Origin of the sequence: Priestia sp. BR_2, assembly GCF_041954005.1 — a bacterium.
GTDB lineage: Bacteria > Bacillota > Bacilli > Paenibacillales > Paenibacillaceae > Paenibacillus_AQ > Paenibacillus_AQ lautus_A.
In genome coordinates this window covers 1-18,045 of the sequence record NZ_JAVFHM010000227.1, presented here as the reverse complement: position 1 = coordinate 18,045, position 18,045 = coordinate 1, and the positions used below count along the sequence as shown (strand labels likewise).

The window sequence follows — 18,045 nt, the reverse complement described above, 5'->3', positions numbered from 1 at the left end:
GCGTGTCCTCCCGGTATTAGGGGGGGCCGCCTTTTACTATCGCAAAAGAAAGCTTCAGCTTCTTGAAATTGAGACATCCTGTAACATCAAAATTGACAGCAGGAGGTGCTGCATGCCATTCATGCAACGATGTTTATATAGGGCCGAGGAAATCGGGGGAAAAATCCGTTCCCGTTTTCGCGGGGAACGGTTTATTCAAGCGGTTGAAGATGCGATGAAGCGGGAGGGCGTACCCCGATTAAGTTTGTTTGCGGATGGAAGCCGGATGTTTCTTTATTATGAATGCCGAGGTGAGCAGGTCCTTCCGGAAATTCTGCTGCCGGAAGCCAATTCGTGGCTGGCCGTTTGGCCGGGAGGGGGATTAGAACGACGATGGGCGGCCATGACCGATATTTTTCATTACCAAGCCCCCGCTTCGGAGAAGCATTGGGAACGCAGGTATAAAGACAGCGTGCCGTATGGAAGGATCGCCCGGCTGAAGCCCGAAGAGACGGCCAGCTACGTGTACTATCATTACCAGTACCAGGAAGAACGGCCTGGCGATGGAGACAAGTACGGGATCATCGGCCTGCATGAGAATATGCTCTTCTTCTACTCGGAGTTTCCCGCTACGCTTGAGCCAGCGCCCTACAAAGGGAAGCTGAATACTTCGCTCCGGCCGGATGATTGGGCGGCGGCGATGGACCCGCATTTTATCAAGTGGGAGGAGGCGCCGAGCGGACAGGAGATCTGGCGGGAGCTGGAGCTTGTACGGGAAGTGCGCATCTCCGACGAAAGGCAGGGTACAAAGCATGCGTAACCGATGGTGCCTGAACGGAGAGTGGGACTTCATGCCGCTGTACGATCAGCCGCAGCGCCGGCAGCTTCCGGATGAGATCGTCTACGAGCCGGAGCCCGTCCGAGTTCCTTCCAGCTGGAGACGGTCGTACGAGCAGCCAAACGGCAGAACGTTCGGCGAAATTCACGAGCACGGATATGCTCCGATGGATCTCTACAGCTATCCCAAGGCGTGGAACGCCGCAGAAGCGGGCGTTCTGCACCGCTGCTTCCGGATTCCCGAACACATGGCCGGTCAGCGGATCGTCCTGCGGCTGGACGGCATTATGCAAAAAGCCGTCCTATTTCTCGACGGGGCGGAAGTCGCGGTTTGGGAGGACGGCTACCTGCCGCTGCGGCTCGATATCACGTCGAGCGTGGCGCCGGGCCGTGAGCATCATCTCCATGTCCTATGCGGGAGCTTCGACAGAGTGAAGCTTCCGTCCGGCATGGAGAAAGTGACGGGATTGACAGGTTCATGGTTTGGCAATGTCGCCAGAGGGATATGGCAGGATGTCTATCTGGAAAGCTACCCGGTTCTTTCACTGGAGGATGTAACCATTTGCACGTCCGTGCGGAAGAAGTGCTTGGAGCTTGCGGTTATCGCCGGGACGGCCGAAACGGCTCCGGTTCTTGGGCCGATCCATGTGAGGCTGAGCGTGCGGGAACTTGGCGTATTGCGACAGGATGGAGAACTTTCGGAGGCAAGGGATGCCGATTCGTCAGGCAGCGGCACCCATCGATACGGGGTTCAAGATGCGAAGCCGCAGCAAGCTCAGGGCCGTGGAATTGAAACGGAGAGGCACCTCGTGGATAGAAGGACAGGAGGGAGAGCGGAAGCCGAAGACAATCTGGCCGTTCCGGTCCTCCAGGCGGAGCAGCCCGCTGAACAGGTCGATCTCTCTGCTGCTGGAATGCTTCGGTTGTGCGAGAACGAACGCGGCGGAGCGGTTTATCGCGCCTCCTTCACCCTGGATTGGCAGGACGCCAAGCTGTGGCATCCTGACACGCCATTCCTTTATGTCGCGGTGCTTGAACTTGTAGCAGGTGAGCAGGTTCTCGACCGGCGCGAAGAGGTATTCGGTTTCCGCGAATTTTGGTGCGAAGGTCCTCAATTTATGCTGAACGGGATCCCGATCCATCTTCGCGGCGATTCGTGGCATTTTCAAGGCGGACTCCAGCAGACGGAGACGTATATCCGTAATTGGTACCGGATGTGCCGGTCTGTCGGAATCAACAGTATCCGCCTGCATGCCGAACCCTATCCGGAAGATTATGTGCGGATTGCCGACGAGGAGGGCATGATGATTATCGACGAAACGGCCATATATGGATCGGGCAAATCCATGCTCGCCGACCATCCCGAATACTTGGCCCATTGTCGGTTGCATGTTCAGCGGCTCGTTCGGCGCGACAAGAATCATCCTTCGGTCATCATGTGGAGCTTGCAGAACGAAATGCGCTGGGTAGACGGCCGGGACGGCTACAGGTCGCAGATTCCCGGCTTCATGGAGGCAATGCGCGAACTGGATCCAACGCGGCCGATCATCGCAGAAGGGGACAATCGGCTGCTGTCCAAAGCGCATACGGAAGTGGAGAGCCGTCATTACAACATCGACGGCACCATTGCTCAATGGGACCGTTCCGTCCCTTTGACCTTCGGCGAACACGGCGGATGGTGGTACATATGCCCGCAGAACGCCAGCATGTACGCAGGGCTGCAGGCCTATCGCGGTACGGACGAAAGCACGGCCGGACTGGCGCACAAGGAACGCCTATTCGTGGAGTATGCGCGGCGGCAAGGCGTCTCGGGCATAGCCACGTTTAATTTCGCGCATTATTTCATGCGGTCGATGCCGGAGAACGACGTCGCAGCTCCGCCGTTGGAACCGGGCTTGCCCGGCGTAAGCCCCAAGAAGATCCCGGCCTATTCGCTGACGATCAACAACGGTATGCTCCCGGATCATCCGATGTATCTTCCTAATCCGGCTTTCGCCATCATGGCGGAGGCGATGAAGCCGGTTACGATGTTCGCGGCCGAATACAACGGCTGCTTCTACGACGACGCGCCCATCTCGCGCAGCTTTGACGTCTTCAACGACACGCTGTCCGCACAAGACGTGCGTATTGAATGCGAGGTCATGCAAGGGGAGACGATCGTGCTGGATCGTATCTTCACGTTCCATCAAGAGCCGGCCGAGTCCAAGGCCTTTGAAATCACATGGACTCCCATCCCCGTGGATACGGAAGGGACGGCGCTGCTGAAGGCCTCGCTGTTTCATGGCGAGCGTCTGATGTTTGAGCTGCGCAAGGAATACCGGCTTGTGCCGGGAAGCTTGCTCCATGATCCTGTCGAAGTCGGCCGCCCGGCGGCTTACTGGGGCTCTGAAGAAGATTATATCCGGATCCGCCGGCTTGTACCCGGCTGCCAACGGGCGAACCGCGACGCGATCGCCTTGCTGTCGTCCGATGATTTGCTGATTATTGGCAGCAATGCGGAGGATTCGGACGGCAGGCTGGAAGCGGAGCTTAAAGCCTTCGTTGCGAGGGGCGGACGCCTGCTTCTGCTGGAGCAGACCGGCCTGTCGCTCGGTCGGCTTACGCTGTCGCGCAGGCCTTTTCTGCGCGCCTATGCCGGGGATTACCGTCATCCGGTGCTGAAGGGCTTGAGCGACGAGGACCTGATGTTCTGGCACGAGGAGCTGCGCGAAGAAGGGCCGTTGCCGATCATACGAGCCGCGTTCGAAAAGCCGGTCCATGGCGATTTCACCTTGCTGCTGGAGTGCAGCGCCGGCGATTTCGGCGACGGGGGGGATCTTTGGTCGCCGCTGCTGGAATATCGGAGCGGAAGCGGCATGTTTCTGGCCAATCAGCTGGAGATCATGGCCAATCTAGACCGAGTACCGCAAGCTTGTCTGCTGCTGCGCAACCTGCTGGCTTATGCAGGGCGGGCCGAGGAAGCTGTCGTCCCCGCCGCCATGCGGACGGCAGGAGCGCTGGTAAGCCCTGGCGGGACAGCGGCAGCGTTCCTCGACCGACTTCGGCTGCGTTATAAGGTGCTGGATGCCGCAGCGGTGATAGGTGAAGCTGCGGAGCGCGAATTCCCCGAGCAATCCTTCGGCCTGCTCGTGGCCGAAGCCCGCCTGCTTGGGTCGCCTGGCGCTGCCGAGGCCGTCAAGCGCTATGCCGAAGCCGGCGGGCATGTGCTTGTCCTGCCGGCGGACAGCAGTCAGCAGGACACGCTTGCCCGCTTGTTGGGCCGTCCGGTACGCGTGGAGCCGCACAAGGCCTACCATCTAACGGCAGATTACTCCCACGACGCCGTGCGCGGCTTTAGCCCGGTTGATTTGTTCGGCTTCGATAAAGTGTTCCTTTCGCCGCGCAATGTCGTGAACCGGCCGCTGGCCAGCGATCGGCTGGAAGTGCCGGGCACGAACGATGTGTGCGTAAGCATCGAGGGAACTGCCTGGAAGGACTATTTCGTGGATGGTTATACATCCGAATACAGCCGTCTTGCGCTGGTTGAAATCAACTGCAGGAACGCTCGCCGACCCGGTGCTTTTCTCGTTGGAGAGAGGATAGGGGCAGGTTCCATTCTCTGTTCGCAGCTTCTGACTGATCTTGACAGTGACAAAGCGCAGCGATTGTACACTCGACTTCTCGCCAATCTGGGGTCTGCCTTCGATGACCGCTTACTGGAGAGCGAGAAAGATGACGGCGCATGGGCCGTGGAAGCGGTTATGGCGCTGCCTTGCCCGCCTTACGTCGATTACGAAGCCATGAAAACGTATTATACCGATCCCGAATATTCACTCAATAATTTGGGAGAAGGCTTATACGGCTGGATGCAGAAAAAAGAGCGGAGGTCCGAGGACGGAAAGATGCGGATCGCCCATGCCGCGAACGAGCCATGGTTCTTGAGCTGTTTCGTACAGGTCCCTGAAGGCGCCGAGTCGTACCGCAAGGGATGCATGAGAATTCGATCGGAAACACCGTACGACATTTATTTGAACGGCGAGTTTGTGCCGGAGCCAGAACTTGAGCTTGTCCTGAAGAGCGGCCTTAACCGGCTGATCGCGATTGTCCATGGAAACGGCGGGAATATGGACTTCGGCATGGTCTTTCTGCACGAGCATGGATCGTACATGAAGGATTTGGAATACCGCATGACCCTGGACGAAGTCGAGCCGAAATAGTGGTGAGAATGGAGAGGGCGAGCTCTGCTTGGATGGGGCCGCACCTAATGAATACCTTACGGAGGGCAAGATGGACTGGAACGCTATCATAGAACAAACCTTGCATACGACCAAAGCGAATATCGCCCGGTTTGAAGATCGGTTTCCGCATGTCGGAAACGGAAACGGCAAATACCAACGGGTGGATCATACGGATTGGACGGAAGGATTTTGGCCGGGAATCCTGTGGCTGAGCTGCGAGTACGGCCAGGATTCCTATATCCGTGAAGCTGCAGTCCGATGCACGCATTCATTTCAAGCAAGATTAGCGGAGCATAAAAATCTGGATCATCACGATATCGGTTTCTTGTATTCTTTATCTGCACTGGCGCAATGGATGGTTGAACGGGACGAAGCGGCCAAGATCACGGCTCTTCAGGCGGCTGATGCGCTCATGAGACGATGGAGGCCCACGCTTCAGCTTATCCAGGCGTGGGGCCCTGAACATGACCTCCAAAACGGCGGCCGGATCATCATCGACTGCTTGATGAATTTGCCTTTGTTGTGCTGGGCAACCGAACAGACCGGGAGATCGGCATATGCCGAAGCCGCCCGCATTCATGCTGACAAAAGCTTGAAGTTCCTGGTTCGCGGCGATGCCTCATCCTATCATACCTTTTATTTTGATCCCGAATCGGGGGATGCCGTGCGCGGAGGTACCCATCAAGGATTTCAGGATGGTTCCACGTGGACGCGGGGGCAGGCTTGGGGCATATATGGATTCGCGCTGGCCTACCGTTATTTCGAAGAACCGCAATATTTGGACACGGCGATTCGAATGGCGCGTTATTTCATCGACCGTCTTCCGGATGATCAAGTCGCCTACTGGGATTTCGACGTTCCGCCAACGGCACTTACGCCTAAAGACAGCTCTGCCTCAGCGATTGCCGCTTGCGGGATGCTGGAAATCGCCGACCAGCTGTCAAGCGATGATCCCCGCAGGGAACTTCTCCTTGATGCCGTTCGGCGTTCCATGGATTCCATGGTACAGGGATATTTTACGAAGGGTAATCCGGACGAAGAAGGCTTTTTGCGGCATGGTTCGTATTTTGTCAGAGGGGGAATTGCGCCGGACGATTTTGTCATCTGGGGCGATTATTTCTTCCTGGAAGCGCTCATGCGTTTAAACAACGGGCGGCCCGGTTACTGGTATGAACCCAAGAGGTAAAAAAACAATAGAATGATTTCCTACTAAGCGAGAGACCCTGTCATTTCAGAAGCAGGCAGGGTCTCCCGATATTATAAGCCCTTGCTGTGGAGGGCTTTTTTTGATGTACCATTTGATGTACCAAATAAAATGAGACAGGTCAGTCTTACCGATGAACACGGATAGGAAGCTGAGTCAACATTTGTCCTGCCGCAGAAGGACTCAGGTTATCTTCAAGTTTAAATTCAGGAACGGGTTCAATGCGCGGGAAGAAATCCATGAACCTGCTTATCGCAATATTTGCTTCCAGCCGTGCCAGCGGAGCACCCAGGCAGAAATGAGCGCCATTCCCAAAGGTTAAATGTTTTTTGTTATTGGTACGGTGGATGTTCAAGGTGAAGGGATCCTCAAATACCTCTTCATCCATATTGGCAGCACTCATCCATGCGACGACGAGATCCCCTCGTTTCATATCTACGCCGAGTACATGATTGTCCTGTTTGACGGTTCGATCCATTTTTGCAATGTTAAACCGATAGCGGAGCATTTCCTCGACGGCATTGGGAAGGAGCTCGCGGTTAACCTGGATTTCCCCGTAAATTTGGTTGTTGTCATATAAGAACGAATAGAACGTATTAGCTAGCAGATGAGTCGTAGTTTCAATGCCTGCACCCAGGATGAACATCGTCGTTCGGACGATCTCATCGTCCGATAACCGATCCCCGTCCACCTCGGCTTGAATGAGGTCGGAGATGATATCGTCCGCGAGATTGGCTCTTTTTTGGACGATATGAGGATAGAGGTAGTTGTAATATTCCTTGGCAGCTTGACGTTTCAGTTCTTGTACATCTTCCGAATGGTTTTTGGGCAGGGGAAGGAATAAATGGTTTACCCATTCCTTGAATAATAATCGGTCTTCGGAAGGAACTCCGAGCAGATCCGCTATGACGATCGTTGGCAGCGCACTGGCATAACTTTGGACGATGTCAATGACATGGGCGTCTCCCATTTCCTGCAGAAGCTGGTCTGCAATCTCTTGAATGCGCGGCTCCCAGAGCTTCAAGCTGCGAGGGGTGAAAGCCGCCGATATCAAGGCACGGCTTTTTTGGTGTTCCGGGGGGTCTGATTGCAGGTTGATCTTGCTCATTTTCTGGCCTTCGTCATTATCGGCGCCAACGCTGATCATCGTCCGCGTTCTAACACTAGAGAAATATTCATGATCCTTGAGAACCCTCTTGACGTCATCGTACCGGAAGACGTTCCAGGATTGGGTCGCCTGATTATAAACGATGGGCTCATGCTGCAATTTGTGTTTGTACCATTCATAAGGATTGAATTCTTCGATCGGTGAACGGAATTGCGTGATTTCCTCTAAGGAGATGATCTCATGATTCATTACATTCCCTCCAATGCTAGTGTAATATAACATATGTTAATTTAACATATTGTTTTAATTGGTCATAGTTTCCAATGACCCATGTCCAAAGTTCTGTTTATATTCTTCCTTGTCGGATTTTGATTGAACATATACGCTAGAGATGTGCTGTTAAATATGCAGCGGTATTGTCAAATCCGTCGACGAAAGGCCTGAACGATCATGTATCTTGAACTTCTCATTCTGATCCAAATCGATAAATCCCCGAAACACGGGTACGAAATAAAAAAAGAAATCCAAAAGGATCTCGGTTATTTGATGGACGTCAATCACAACATGTTATACCCGACATTGCGAAAATTTACGGATGAGGGATTTGTTCGTAAGCATCGAAATGAGCAGGAAGGCAGACCGAATCAGTATGTATATGAAATTACAGAAGCAGGGAGGGAACAAATCGCAAACCTCATTAACGAATTCACCGAAAAAGATGCAAAACATCAAATCGAATTCATGGTTAGAGTGTCCCTGTTCGATCGTATTTCGAAGGAGGACCGGAATCGGATTTTACATAGGCGAAAGAAGGACTTGGAAGCGCTGCTGTCAGATATCGAGAGAAGACTGAATGAAGAAGGGGACGAGTTATTCCGGGACGAGGTTCTACGGTATTCGGTCTCCCAGGTTCAAGGCGAATTGGCGTGGATCGATAGGCTGGTCAGCAGCTTAACCTGATGGGTAAATACGGCTTCGACCAGAGCTTTATTCATCGCAGCATTCAGCGCGACGATGTTTTAACGCGAGCAAAAGAGCCGCGAAATCGTGGCTTTTTACCCGTGGATCTTGAGGGTCTGGGTAGTGGATGGGGTGTTGGGCTCGCAGGGTCGAAAATTAAGCAAAGGGTTTTCCGTTGATCTTGACATGCTCCATAATTGTATTATCCCAAACCGGTAGAGCTTCTGTTTCACTTACAAACCGGCTTCCGGATAAGGAGCCGTTATGAAAGATTGCTTCATTGAAACTGCATTCTTCAAAGAGGCAGTACATCAGATGTGCGCCGCGAAAATTAACATTCGAGAAGTTACACCGAATGAAGGCCGCGTCGCGTGCGATGGCGTGACTTAAATTGGCTCCGGTAAAATCGCAATCCTCAAACCTTTCTCCAATCCGGGCTTTTTTTAAATTGGTTTTTCGAAACGAACAATGGTTGAAATGACGCGTCACAAACGAACCGCCAAGTTTCATTCCATCAAAGCGGCAATGCGTAAACCTGGATGAGTTCAGACCCGTTCCGTCCATAAACTTGGCAAAAGATAAATCAACATGTTGAACATCCAGGTACTGGATAATCTCGCTCAAAGTGACACCTCGGAAATCCTCATGCCCTGCATCTGTCAATCCAAAGGGAGAGGAAGGGAATCTCCGTGCTTTTTTATGCATATTATGTTTGCCTGTAACCGCAGCCACAGCCTGATTCACTTCGGTGGTTTGCTCCGTATCCCATCTTGCGCTCCATTGTTTTGCGCTCAATGAACAACCTCCTATTTCCAGAATCGAATGTATGCTCTTAGAAATGATCTTTAAATGAGTCGGTTTTATAGTATCATAGATGAAGTAATAGATTCCAAGATTTGTATGGGGTCAAATCCATGAAGGGGCCGCTAATGGAGGTTTAAGTCATGATCATGGAGATTGTAAGGGTAGATAAGGAACAATACGAAATGATATAAAGGAGCATAGTGGAACATGGATCAGACACTGGAAACACTTTTGAACGAAATGAAACTGGAGATTGACAAATGGATGGCCCATATCAGCGATAAAAACGCGGAGGACATTGTAAAGCGTACTTCGCTGCAGATCGGGATTCACGACTATGCGCTGCTCGAATATGACAAGGGCAGGGTGAGCATGACGGATCATGACCTGGACTTATCGATGCCGATAGACAGGGGGACACCTGGTGAGCCGCTGACCGAAGAACATGTGCGAGAGCACATCGTTCCTGAGCTATCCACTTATATGCAGCATAAATTGGACGAGATGCCGAGCTCGTTAATCGATTATCAGTTTACGTTTAACGGCAAGTTTCGAGTGCGTGAAGGCGACCTGAACCTTTCCATTCTTACATATGCAGATGAGACAAAGAAGAAGCAATTACGGGAACGAATCGCAACCTATATTGCCAATAAGCTAGAAGCGGGAACCTATCCGACGAAACCGTTGGAGACGTTTTTCCTGTCCAGGCACATACTGGACGAGGGGCTGTATCCTGACGCGGATCCCGCATGGATCATTGCCGTTTTTGAGCGGGTTCAGCAATTGAACAAAGGGAACCAACATCTCGCAGAGCATCGATCTAATCTGATTACGGCTTTACGGAATTGGGCGGAGCAGCGTTGGCTGCCGCGTTATTTCGATAATATCGGGACGCAATGGCAGCGAGAATACAAGAAAAAAATCGACATTCATTTGGAAAATACCGAGCAGGGTCCAATCGAACTGCTGATCTACGCCGCCATCCTGATTCTGAAATACGAGCCCTCTTATAGCAGAAGCACAGGATTGGCTATGTTGAATTGCGCTAAGGAGCTGGGGAGCGAACGGGCCAAACGATTGACTAAGGAAGGAAGCGGGACTTTCGCCAAGGAAGACGTCTGTTTGCGTGACGAAATGGTGGACTGCACGGCCAACGATGTGTTTGCCGAGGTCTCCATAGCCATTAAGCAGGAAACGGGGGAGAGTTACGCTCGCGCGCTCCGGTTTCTGACACGCCTCTTCAGCTTGGGATTCCCGAAAAGCTGCCAAATCAAACTGAAATCTTCGGTCAAGCAGTGGCTGCCGATCAAAGGACTGGCTAAGTCGGGAACGCATCGGTTCTTCGCCAACGCCTTGGAATACCCGGATTTGTATCCCTTCATGGAGGAGTATGCCAAAGCAGCGATGGAGCCGTTTGAATGGTATGCGGATACGGAAGGGGAAAAAAACTGCATGCCGGGAAGTTATGCCGTCTTTGGCCTCGGATTGAAGGATCAAACGTATTTCCCGTTGGTGGAGGAATACATGGGCAAAGTCGATGACGAACACCAATCCGTTCAAAACCATTTCACGGTAGCTTTTAAAGAGCGGCATGGTGTTCATACGGAAACCATTCCAACCTTGATAAAGTGCATGCTGCACTGCACCGATTCGATGAAACTGAAGATGCAATCGGACATGGAACACGATCGAAACGTCAGGCTAGTGCTCGATCAAGTTCGCGGCCTCCCGTATTACCAGGTGGAGCATATCGTATATTTGATCTGGGGCGGTACGGACAAGCTGAAGAAGATAGCCGCCAAAGCCGAAGGGGAGAGGGCGCAGTGGCTCACCGAGCTGGCGGAGGCCGCCTGTCGGAAGTAATCGTGTTCACTAAGGCCAACCTTAAATGAGTCAATGAGGAGCTGCTGAAAGGCAGCTTTTTTATCCTTTTCAAACTGTTCTAGGAAAAAATGAAGCGAAAATGATGGATTCGAAGCCGTTAATATAGTAGCTAAAGGTAGACGCATTGATATAAAATACGGACAAGAAGACAGGAAGTATGAAGGCCGCTCGATAATTTGAAAGCGTTGTCTTTAAGATTCTGTGGAACCTATGAATGCAGGGGAGGGGCCTTGGAATCGGCACGTTATGGGCATTGCGAATAGAAGAGGCTCCGCTTCGAGCTGGAGTTGCCTTATATTGAGACCATGAGACAGAGGATTCGCTATTTTGCCGAAATGGGCTCATTATGGTGACCTTGCGGACCCAGGATCCGTTATTGCACCATAATCGCAAATGATTCCACGATGAATCCTCGCGAGGAAGGGACCCCAGGCATCATTCGCGGTCCAAACGGGCAGCCCGTCGTACAATTGAAGGCATCACGATGGGCGCGAGCCAGCGAGCGGAATGGATCGTTTCTATCAAGGCGCGAGATTCTGGCTGCCCAGGGAAACGCCACCGGCGAAACGCTGGAATGGATGAAAACGGATAAGAAGCCGCTGGAATTCAACAACCATTTCGACGCAGTCAGCAGCAGGCTGCATCGGACTGCTCAAGGAGTTGTTTCCCGGGTTCGAGTACGGATGGTTTGATTATTATCTCGACCATGTGCCGAACTACATGCCTTATATGACGACGGACAACATTACGATGATTTCGGTCGGCGCGCACTCCAAACATAAGGAAATTGCGCTAAAGCTGATCGAGAAGGCCCACACGGATCGTACATACCACAATCTCCTGCTGTATGGCGTGGAAGGGGAGAACTACAATCTGGAGGGGGATTACATCAGCTATGCGGGCATCAAGTCGGAGAACAATAAGCCGGGCTGGACGGGATTGTATGAAGGCAGCATGAGCCAATTGGAAAAATAACCGGGAGAATGGCAGGCCATCGTTGAGCATTAGCATTCGGAAGGCGCGAAACGGGCCGTAGAGAACGGAGAGAGCCCGCTGGCGGGATTCCGCTTCGATACGGTACCGATAACGGCGGAGCTCGCAGCCATGGAGGCAGTCAGATCGCATTACATCGTACCGCTGTCCGTCGGCATGTCCGAAGGTATCGATGCTGATCTTGCATTTGCGAGGCAGCAGATGAGCGAAGCAGGATTCCCGAGCTTCATGGAGGAGCTGCAGAATCAGCTGGATGCATTCGCTGCCATGAAACGATAGAGGATAATCATGAAGCAATCAAGTGATCCGACAAGGAAGCGAGGAGGTCTCAAATGACAAATTCCAATATAAACCTTTATGCTGAACCTGAACGCATCGAACGCATCCCTACCACCCTTACCGGTGATGGTGCCTGGTGCTGGTTTGCCGATCCGAGGGCGCTGCGACATGTCAATGCCGCAACGGGCAGCGACAAGACATACATCGGGTACATCGATGTTGAGGGCAGCATCCAGGCGGTTCAATATGATCATGTGACCCAAGAACGCAAGCAAGTGCGGGTGCGGGCGGGTTTCCAGCAGGATGACCATAACAATCCGACGTTTTTGGCACTGCCCGACGGCCGGTTGATGATTTTTTATGCCGAGCACTCGACAACCCCCTATTTTTATTATCGCGTCACAGCCCGTCTTGACGATCTAGAAACCTTAGGGCCTGAAAAAATCATCGCTACCACGGGATATGGGAACACCACCTATCCTTCTCCCTTCGTGATGACGGATCAGCCCGGTTATTTCTATCTGTTGTGGCGGGGCATGAATTGGCACCCGACCGTCGCTAGGTACACGCTGCCGGATCCGGATGGCGACGTCACTTGCGACATGGAACCGAAACAGATCGTGGATTCCAGGTGTTCTGAACAAGAAACCGGAAAAAGGCCGTATGCCAAGTACGAAACGAACGGCAAAGACAAAATTATGATGACGTATACCTATACGCATCCGGACAATATGATTCCGAATTCATTGTACTATTCGTATTTGGACGTGAATACCCTGACGCTGCATGGCGCTGATGGACATCAGCTCGCAGATCTGCACCGCGGGCCGCTGAAGCTGGATAACAAAGAAACCGATCCGGCCTACTTGGTCGATCGCCAGCCGGGCATACGCAACTGGAACTGGGATATAGCCGTCGATAAAGAGGGATACCCGGTGATCTTGTTTGTTAGGATCAGTAGGGATAAGGATCGCCACCATTATTGTTACGCTAAGTGGTCCGGCTCCGATTGGCGGATTACACCGTTGGCGGATGGCGGACGATGGTTCCACCAAAATGATCAAAGAGAATTATGCTATTCCGGGGGTATGACGCTGGATCATAACAACCCTTCCATCGTGTACATGTCAATCCCTGTAAAGGGTACATACGGTGAGGTTTTCGAAATTCATCAATGCGTCATTGCGCATGACGGGACGATCACCGAAATAAATCAAGTCACCGAAAACTCGACTTATAACAACGTTCGACCTTTCGTTGTCCGCCATGCAGCTCTGGGCGAAGCGTATGATTTGATATGGATGCACGGGGATTACTACTATTGGGATCATTCGCAAGGGCGGTTGGGTTATACGACGGGACTGCGAACCTTGTGTGAAATCGTAGCGATTGAAGACGAAGGGAAGACCGATCCTTCGGCATAAGTCATATATCGGCAACGCCGAAAAGCATCTTGGGAGTCGACCGTTTCCAGATAGGGAGAAACGGTCGATTTTTTATTTGAGGTAAGGAATGTTTATTAAATAAACTGCTTCCCGATGAAGGCAGCATGGATAATGGCTAAATAAAAGTAGTCCCCAACCCGAGAACTGTAATCGTATCTGAGAATATGCTTTGGGTCCGGCGACATATGGCTAGGCGTGAAGATTGTCGTGACCTATGTAACCCCGGTTTTCCAGGTTGCCCTGCCGTTCATGCTGCTGTTGACGATATGGATCAGAAATAAGTCGACTGCCTGAATACTTTTGATTCATGTAATGAACAATAAACCTGGACTGCAAATGCAATCCGTTCGCAGCGCCACCACCGTGGATTTATAGCTGCATAAAAATCGAAAAACCCATAGGAGGTACATGAATGCAATTCGAACAACAGCAAAATCATCAGAACATGGAAACCGGCATGATTCCACCGCAATTGAACCATGGCGGTCATGAAATGTTCGATGTACACGAGGTACTGGCAGGGGCCATTAATACGATGAACACGTATACCATGCTGAGCGGACATGTGCAGGATCCGGAGCTTCGGGATATCTTGCAGCGCCAAAAGCAATTTATGGCGGATGAATATAATATCACCTTAGAATGCTTCAAAACAGGACAAGATCCATCCAAGTCGACGCAAAGCTATAAAATGAAGCAAGGGAACGACTTTATCTACGGCATGAAACCGGGACAACCGAAAAAACCGATGCAGTCCACTGCCGAGATCAATGATGAAACCATCGCGCTCAGCATGCTGAACGCCGTGAAATCCGGCGCTACCATGAAAACGAATGCAGCGATGGAATCCACGAATCCGGTTGTGCGCCGCGTCCTAGCGGATTCCCTTCCCAACTGCATCGAAATGGCGTATGAAATTTCACTGTATCAAAACAAGCACGGCTACTATCAAGTGCCGCAGCTGCCTCAGCAAGATATGCAGTATATGCAGAACAGCTACGCCACGGCTCCGATCCAGTCGCAAATGCCAGGCAAAATGGCCCCTCACTAAATCCATAAAAGCGCCAAGTCCACTAGGAAATGGCGCTTTTATTTTTTCTGATTTCATCAGATCACATCAGTTATAAGAGAGAATTCAGCTAGAGCTGAACACACTATTTTATTGAGAATGATTATCAATGAGATTATAATAGGTTAAAACAGGAGTTCGTCAGAAGGAGCGCCAGCATGGAAGAAACGCAATATTCGCTGTTGGGAGTACGGTACATAAAGCAAGGTCACGCCGAAGAGCCAGTCGGGGGTTTCATGGAGACGCATACCCTATACCTGATCCATAAAGGCTCCGGCGACTTATATTTGAACGGAGGAAAGCACCGAACGAAGGCGAAGGCTGTCTGTTATTGTCCGCCGGGTTCGATCGTCGACATTCAACGGACGCCGTCTTCGCCGGTGCCGCTGGAGGTTTACGAATTGCGTTATGAAGTATGGGAGCTCAAGGATAGCACCACGTGCAACAGGGTATACATCAAGAATTTGTCTTCACTGATGGACACCGGCAAGCTTCCCTTCGCCGCAACGCACGAAGCTCTTGTCCTGATTCAAGAACTAAGCCAACGAATGCAAGATCAAGCAGGATGCGGAGGACTTGCAGCTCGTCTTTGCATCGACGCGGTATTCAAACAGTTGTTGAGTGCGCTGCTGCGATCAACGAACGATAAGAATCGGGAAGAGGATTGGCTTGAGCGTATGAGACTTGCAGTTGAATATATGGAGAAGCATTATCACATAGCCTTAACGCGTAACGACATGGCAAAGAGGGCTGGATTTACGCCGGAGCACTTTTCCGTATCGTTCAAAAAAGCAACGGGCTCCGGTTTCACGGAGTATTTAACCCGGCTGCGACTCGAGAAAGCCAGAGAGGCATTGCTTGACGGCGACGATCGCAATCTCGACCGCATTGCACGGGAGGTCGGATACCAAGACGGCATGTATTTAAGCCGGAAATTCAAGCAGCATTTCGGCCACTCTCCACGCGATTATATGCAGCGGCCGAAGCGAATTGTGGCGCTGCAATACCTGGGCCACCTGCTGGCGCTCGGACTTACGCCCGTGGGAACGTCATCGAATCTGCTGCGCGCCCGCCCCTACAGGGGAATGCTTAAGCATGTAGCGGATATCGGAGATGCCAAATCGCACCATGCGATTGTTTCCGTGCAGCCTGATCTGATCGTCACGTCCGGACCCAACAGCGAGCCTTTGTCCCGGCTTGCTCCAACGATCTACCTTCCATGGGGGCAGGAAGACTCCTTAGACGAGCTGCTCCGGTTGGGCAGAGCGCTGAATCGCGAGCGGGAGGCGGAGAACTGGATTACTGCGTTTCGGGCGAAAGAGGAAGCTGCAGCCTCGATAGTCGCCAACAGAATCAGTACTCATAACGCGACGGCAGTTGTACTGGAGTTTTGGCAGGACCGGTTATGGGCGGTCAATGTCGCATATGGCAGAGGCCTTCGCAATTTATACCGGACCTTTTCCTTTCGGCCGCCGGAGCCGCTGACTGATTACGTCCTGGGAGAAGGAATCGGCTTGGTATTAACGCCGGATATGCTTGCCGCGCATGCGGCGGATTATATATTCGTAACCGTGTGGGAAGCGGGAGGAGGTGCAGCATATGCAAAACGGGTTATGAACACCAAGGAATGGAGGAGCCTGCCCGCCGTTCGCAACGGCAAAGTGTTCTTACTCGATCTGGAGCTGTTTAAGCATAATGACCCGTTAGCGTTAGAGCAGCAATTAAGCATCCAAACCGAACTTCTTACAAATGTCCATAGAACCGCAAACGGAGCGCAATAGACGAGCCTTCTCCCTATTAATATAATAATGATAATCATTATCAATAGGTGGAGGGTTTAATGGATGCAGTCGCTTAAAGGATGGAAACTGGCTCTGATCGGAAGTTTGGTCATCGTATTGGGAGCATGCGGGGATTCTGGACAGCAAAGCGAGAAGGTGGTGAACCAAGCGGGTCAACAAACAGAAGCAACACGAAAATTCGAAACGGTTATGGGAGAGATCGAGATTCCGAAGGAACCGAAGCGAATCGTTGCGACGCAATACCTGGGCCATTTGTTGACCTTGGGCGTTAAGCCGGTCGGGGCAGGTACGGCCAGCTTGAATCAATATTTTTTGCAGGACCTGACGGACGGAATCGAGGACATCGGCGATGATCAAGCGGCGCTTGAGAAAATCGTGTCCCTTGATCCCGACCTAATTATTCGGCCTTCGGATAAGAATTATGAACAATTCGCCAAGATCGCGCCGACGATTGTCATTCCTTGGGGAGCCAAAGATTTGTATGCTGAGCTGCGGGAAATCGGCGACTTTATCGGGAAATCGGAGGAAGCCGAGGAGGCGGTCCGGCATTACGAGGAGAAGCTCGCTGAGGCCAGGATCAAACTGAACGGCGTAGTCAAGGAAGGAGAAACCGTTGGCGTTTACGAGATTTGGGCGAAAAACTTCTGGGTTGTGGGAGAAAGCTTTGGCCGCGGAACCCGTAATCTCTATTCCGGTCTCGGCTATCAGCCGCCTGAAGCCGTGAAAGGGCAGGTCGTAAACGGAGGCGCCGGTTTGGACATTTCGCTGGAATCGCTGCCGGACATGGCCGCGGATTACATGTTCGTGACCGTCTACGATGCGGACGGGGGCGGGGAACGAGCCAACGAGATATTGGAGAGCGCGCTGTGGAAATCCCTTCCGGCTTACAAAAACAACCGCATCTTTACGCTGGATATCAACCAGTTCTCCGCAGGCGACCTGATCTCGCTTGAAAAGCAATTGGAGATTCAGACGAATCTGCTGCTCGGCAACGTGAAATAGCCGCAACACGGGAAAACCATGTCGAAACCCGCTTAAAGTCGCGATCCTCGCGGCTTTTTTGTTATGACGTTAGCCGGATTATCAGTTGTCGGATATTGTGGAGGATCTTCTCACTTTGTTAACAACTTGAAATCGTTTATAATGATTAGATAATAGTAGATATTTTAATCTATCAATATTTATAATAGACTATAATATGGTGATTATTGACACAGAAAAGGTGTGTTTTCAGAAGACGCCTTGCTTTTTATCGACATTATTAGCAGGGACGCCTACTCTTTTTTCAAATATATGGGATAAGGAAGGGTATAATGAGCAACATGGACAAAAAAACAGACGTAATCTTGATTGGTGCCGGCGTCATGAGCGCGACATTGGGAGCCTTACTGAAGGAGCTGGTGCCCGAATGGGAGATCAAAGTGTTCGAGAAACTCGCAAGCGCGGGGGAAGAAAGCTCCAATG

General features: G+C 51.7%; 15 protein-coding genes. 13 read left to right on the top strand and 2 right to left on the bottom strand.

Annotated elements, in window-relative coordinates; genetic code table 11:
• The first annotated feature begins 112 nt into the window (after positions 1-112).
• The 3 genes from RB298_RS17290 (at position 113) to RB298_RS17280 (ending at position 6,219) form a co-directional block, all read left to right on the top strand.
• Positions 113-799, top strand: coding sequence for a hypothetical protein (locus RB298_RS17290; protein WP_486047693.1), 687 nt, complete (start codon positions 113-115; stop codon positions 797-799).
• Positions 792-5,012, top strand: a complete 4,221-nt coding sequence (locus RB298_RS17285) for a glycoside hydrolase family 2 protein (protein WP_486047691.1) — start codon at positions 792-794, stop codon at positions 5,010-5,012. Before RB298_RS17290 ends, RB298_RS17285 begins: the two co-directional genes overlap by 8 nt.
• A 70-nt stretch (positions 5,013-5,082) precedes the next feature.
• Complete coding sequence (locus tag RB298_RS17280) at positions 5,083-6,219, top strand: glycoside hydrolase family 88 protein (protein WP_486047690.1); 1,137 nt, start codon at positions 5,083-5,085, stop codon at positions 6,217-6,219.
• 145 nt (positions 6,220-6,364) lie between these two features.
• Here RB298_RS17280 and RB298_RS17275 read toward each other — a convergent pair whose 3' ends face one another.
• Entirely contained in the window at positions 6,365-7,594 is a 1,230-nt protein-coding gene (locus tag RB298_RS17275) for a cytochrome P450 (protein ID WP_486047688.1), read from the bottom strand.
• 201 nt (positions 7,595-7,795) lie between these two features.
• Between RB298_RS17275 and RB298_RS17270 the strand changes: the two genes are divergently transcribed.
• Entirely contained in the window at positions 7,796-8,305 is a 510-nt protein-coding gene (locus tag RB298_RS17270) for a helix-turn-helix transcriptional regulator (protein WP_375119699.1), read from the top strand.
• A gap of 156 nt (positions 8,306-8,461) precedes the next feature.
• On the opposite strand, the gene RB298_RS17265 is transcribed toward RB298_RS17270, so the two are convergent.
• Positions 8,462-9,100, bottom strand: coding sequence for a pentapeptide repeat-containing protein (locus RB298_RS17265; protein WP_452520585.1), 639 nt, complete (start codon positions 9,098-9,100; stop codon positions 8,462-8,464).
• A 216-nt stretch (positions 9,101-9,316) separates the two neighbouring features.
• Between RB298_RS17265 and RB298_RS17260 the strand changes: the two genes are divergently transcribed.
• From RB298_RS17260 to RB298_RS17220, 9 genes are all read left to right on the top strand, one after another.
• The gene (locus RB298_RS17260; protein WP_486047686.1) at positions 9,317-10,972 is read left to right on the top strand and encodes a DUF6138 family protein; all 1,656 of its coding nucleotides are present in this window, start codon (positions 9,317-9,319) and stop codon (positions 10,970-10,972) included.
• Positions 10,973-11,397: 425 nt separating this feature from the next.
• On the top strand, positions 11,398-11,685 hold the full coding sequence (locus RB298_RS17255) for a hypothetical protein (RefSeq protein WP_486047685.1): 288 nt from the start codon (positions 11,398-11,400) through the stop codon (positions 11,683-11,685).
• A gap of 28 nt (positions 11,686-11,713) precedes the next feature.
• Positions 11,714-11,968, top strand: coding sequence for a hypothetical protein (locus RB298_RS17250; protein WP_486047683.1), 255 nt, complete (start codon positions 11,714-11,716; stop codon positions 11,966-11,968).
• 129 nt (positions 11,969-12,097) lie between these two features.
• Positions 12,098-12,265, top strand: coding sequence for a DUF3502 domain-containing protein (locus RB298_RS17245; protein WP_369682782.1), 168 nt, complete (start codon positions 12,098-12,100; stop codon positions 12,263-12,265).
• 53 nt (positions 12,266-12,318) lie between these two features.
• Positions 12,319-13,689 carry a BNR repeat-containing protein gene (locus tag RB298_RS17240; RefSeq protein WP_375119703.1) on the top strand — a complete coding sequence of 457 codons (1,371 nt, stop codon included), beginning with the start codon at positions 12,319-12,321 and terminating at the stop codon, positions 13,687-13,689.
• Between the two features lie 433 nt (positions 13,690-14,122).
• Entirely contained in the window at positions 14,123-14,761 is a 639-nt protein-coding gene (locus RB298_RS17235) for a spore coat protein (protein WP_015735056.1), read from the top strand.
• A 176-nt stretch (positions 14,762-14,937) separates the two neighbouring features.
• The gene (locus RB298_RS17230) at positions 14,938-16,560 is read left to right on the top strand and encodes a helix-turn-helix domain-containing protein (protein WP_486047680.1); all 1,623 of its coding nucleotides are present in this window, start codon (positions 14,938-14,940) and stop codon (positions 16,558-16,560) included.
• 63 nt (positions 16,561-16,623) lie between these two features.
• The gene (locus RB298_RS17225; RefSeq protein WP_486047677.1) at positions 16,624-17,583 is read left to right on the top strand and encodes an ABC transporter substrate-binding protein; all 960 of its coding nucleotides are present in this window, start codon (positions 16,624-16,626) and stop codon (positions 17,581-17,583) included.
• A gap of 311 nt (positions 17,584-17,894) precedes the next feature.
• A partial coding sequence (locus tag RB298_RS17220) for a malate:quinone oxidoreductase (RefSeq protein ID WP_486047848.1) occupies positions 17,895-18,045 on the top strand: 151 nt, incomplete at its 3' end.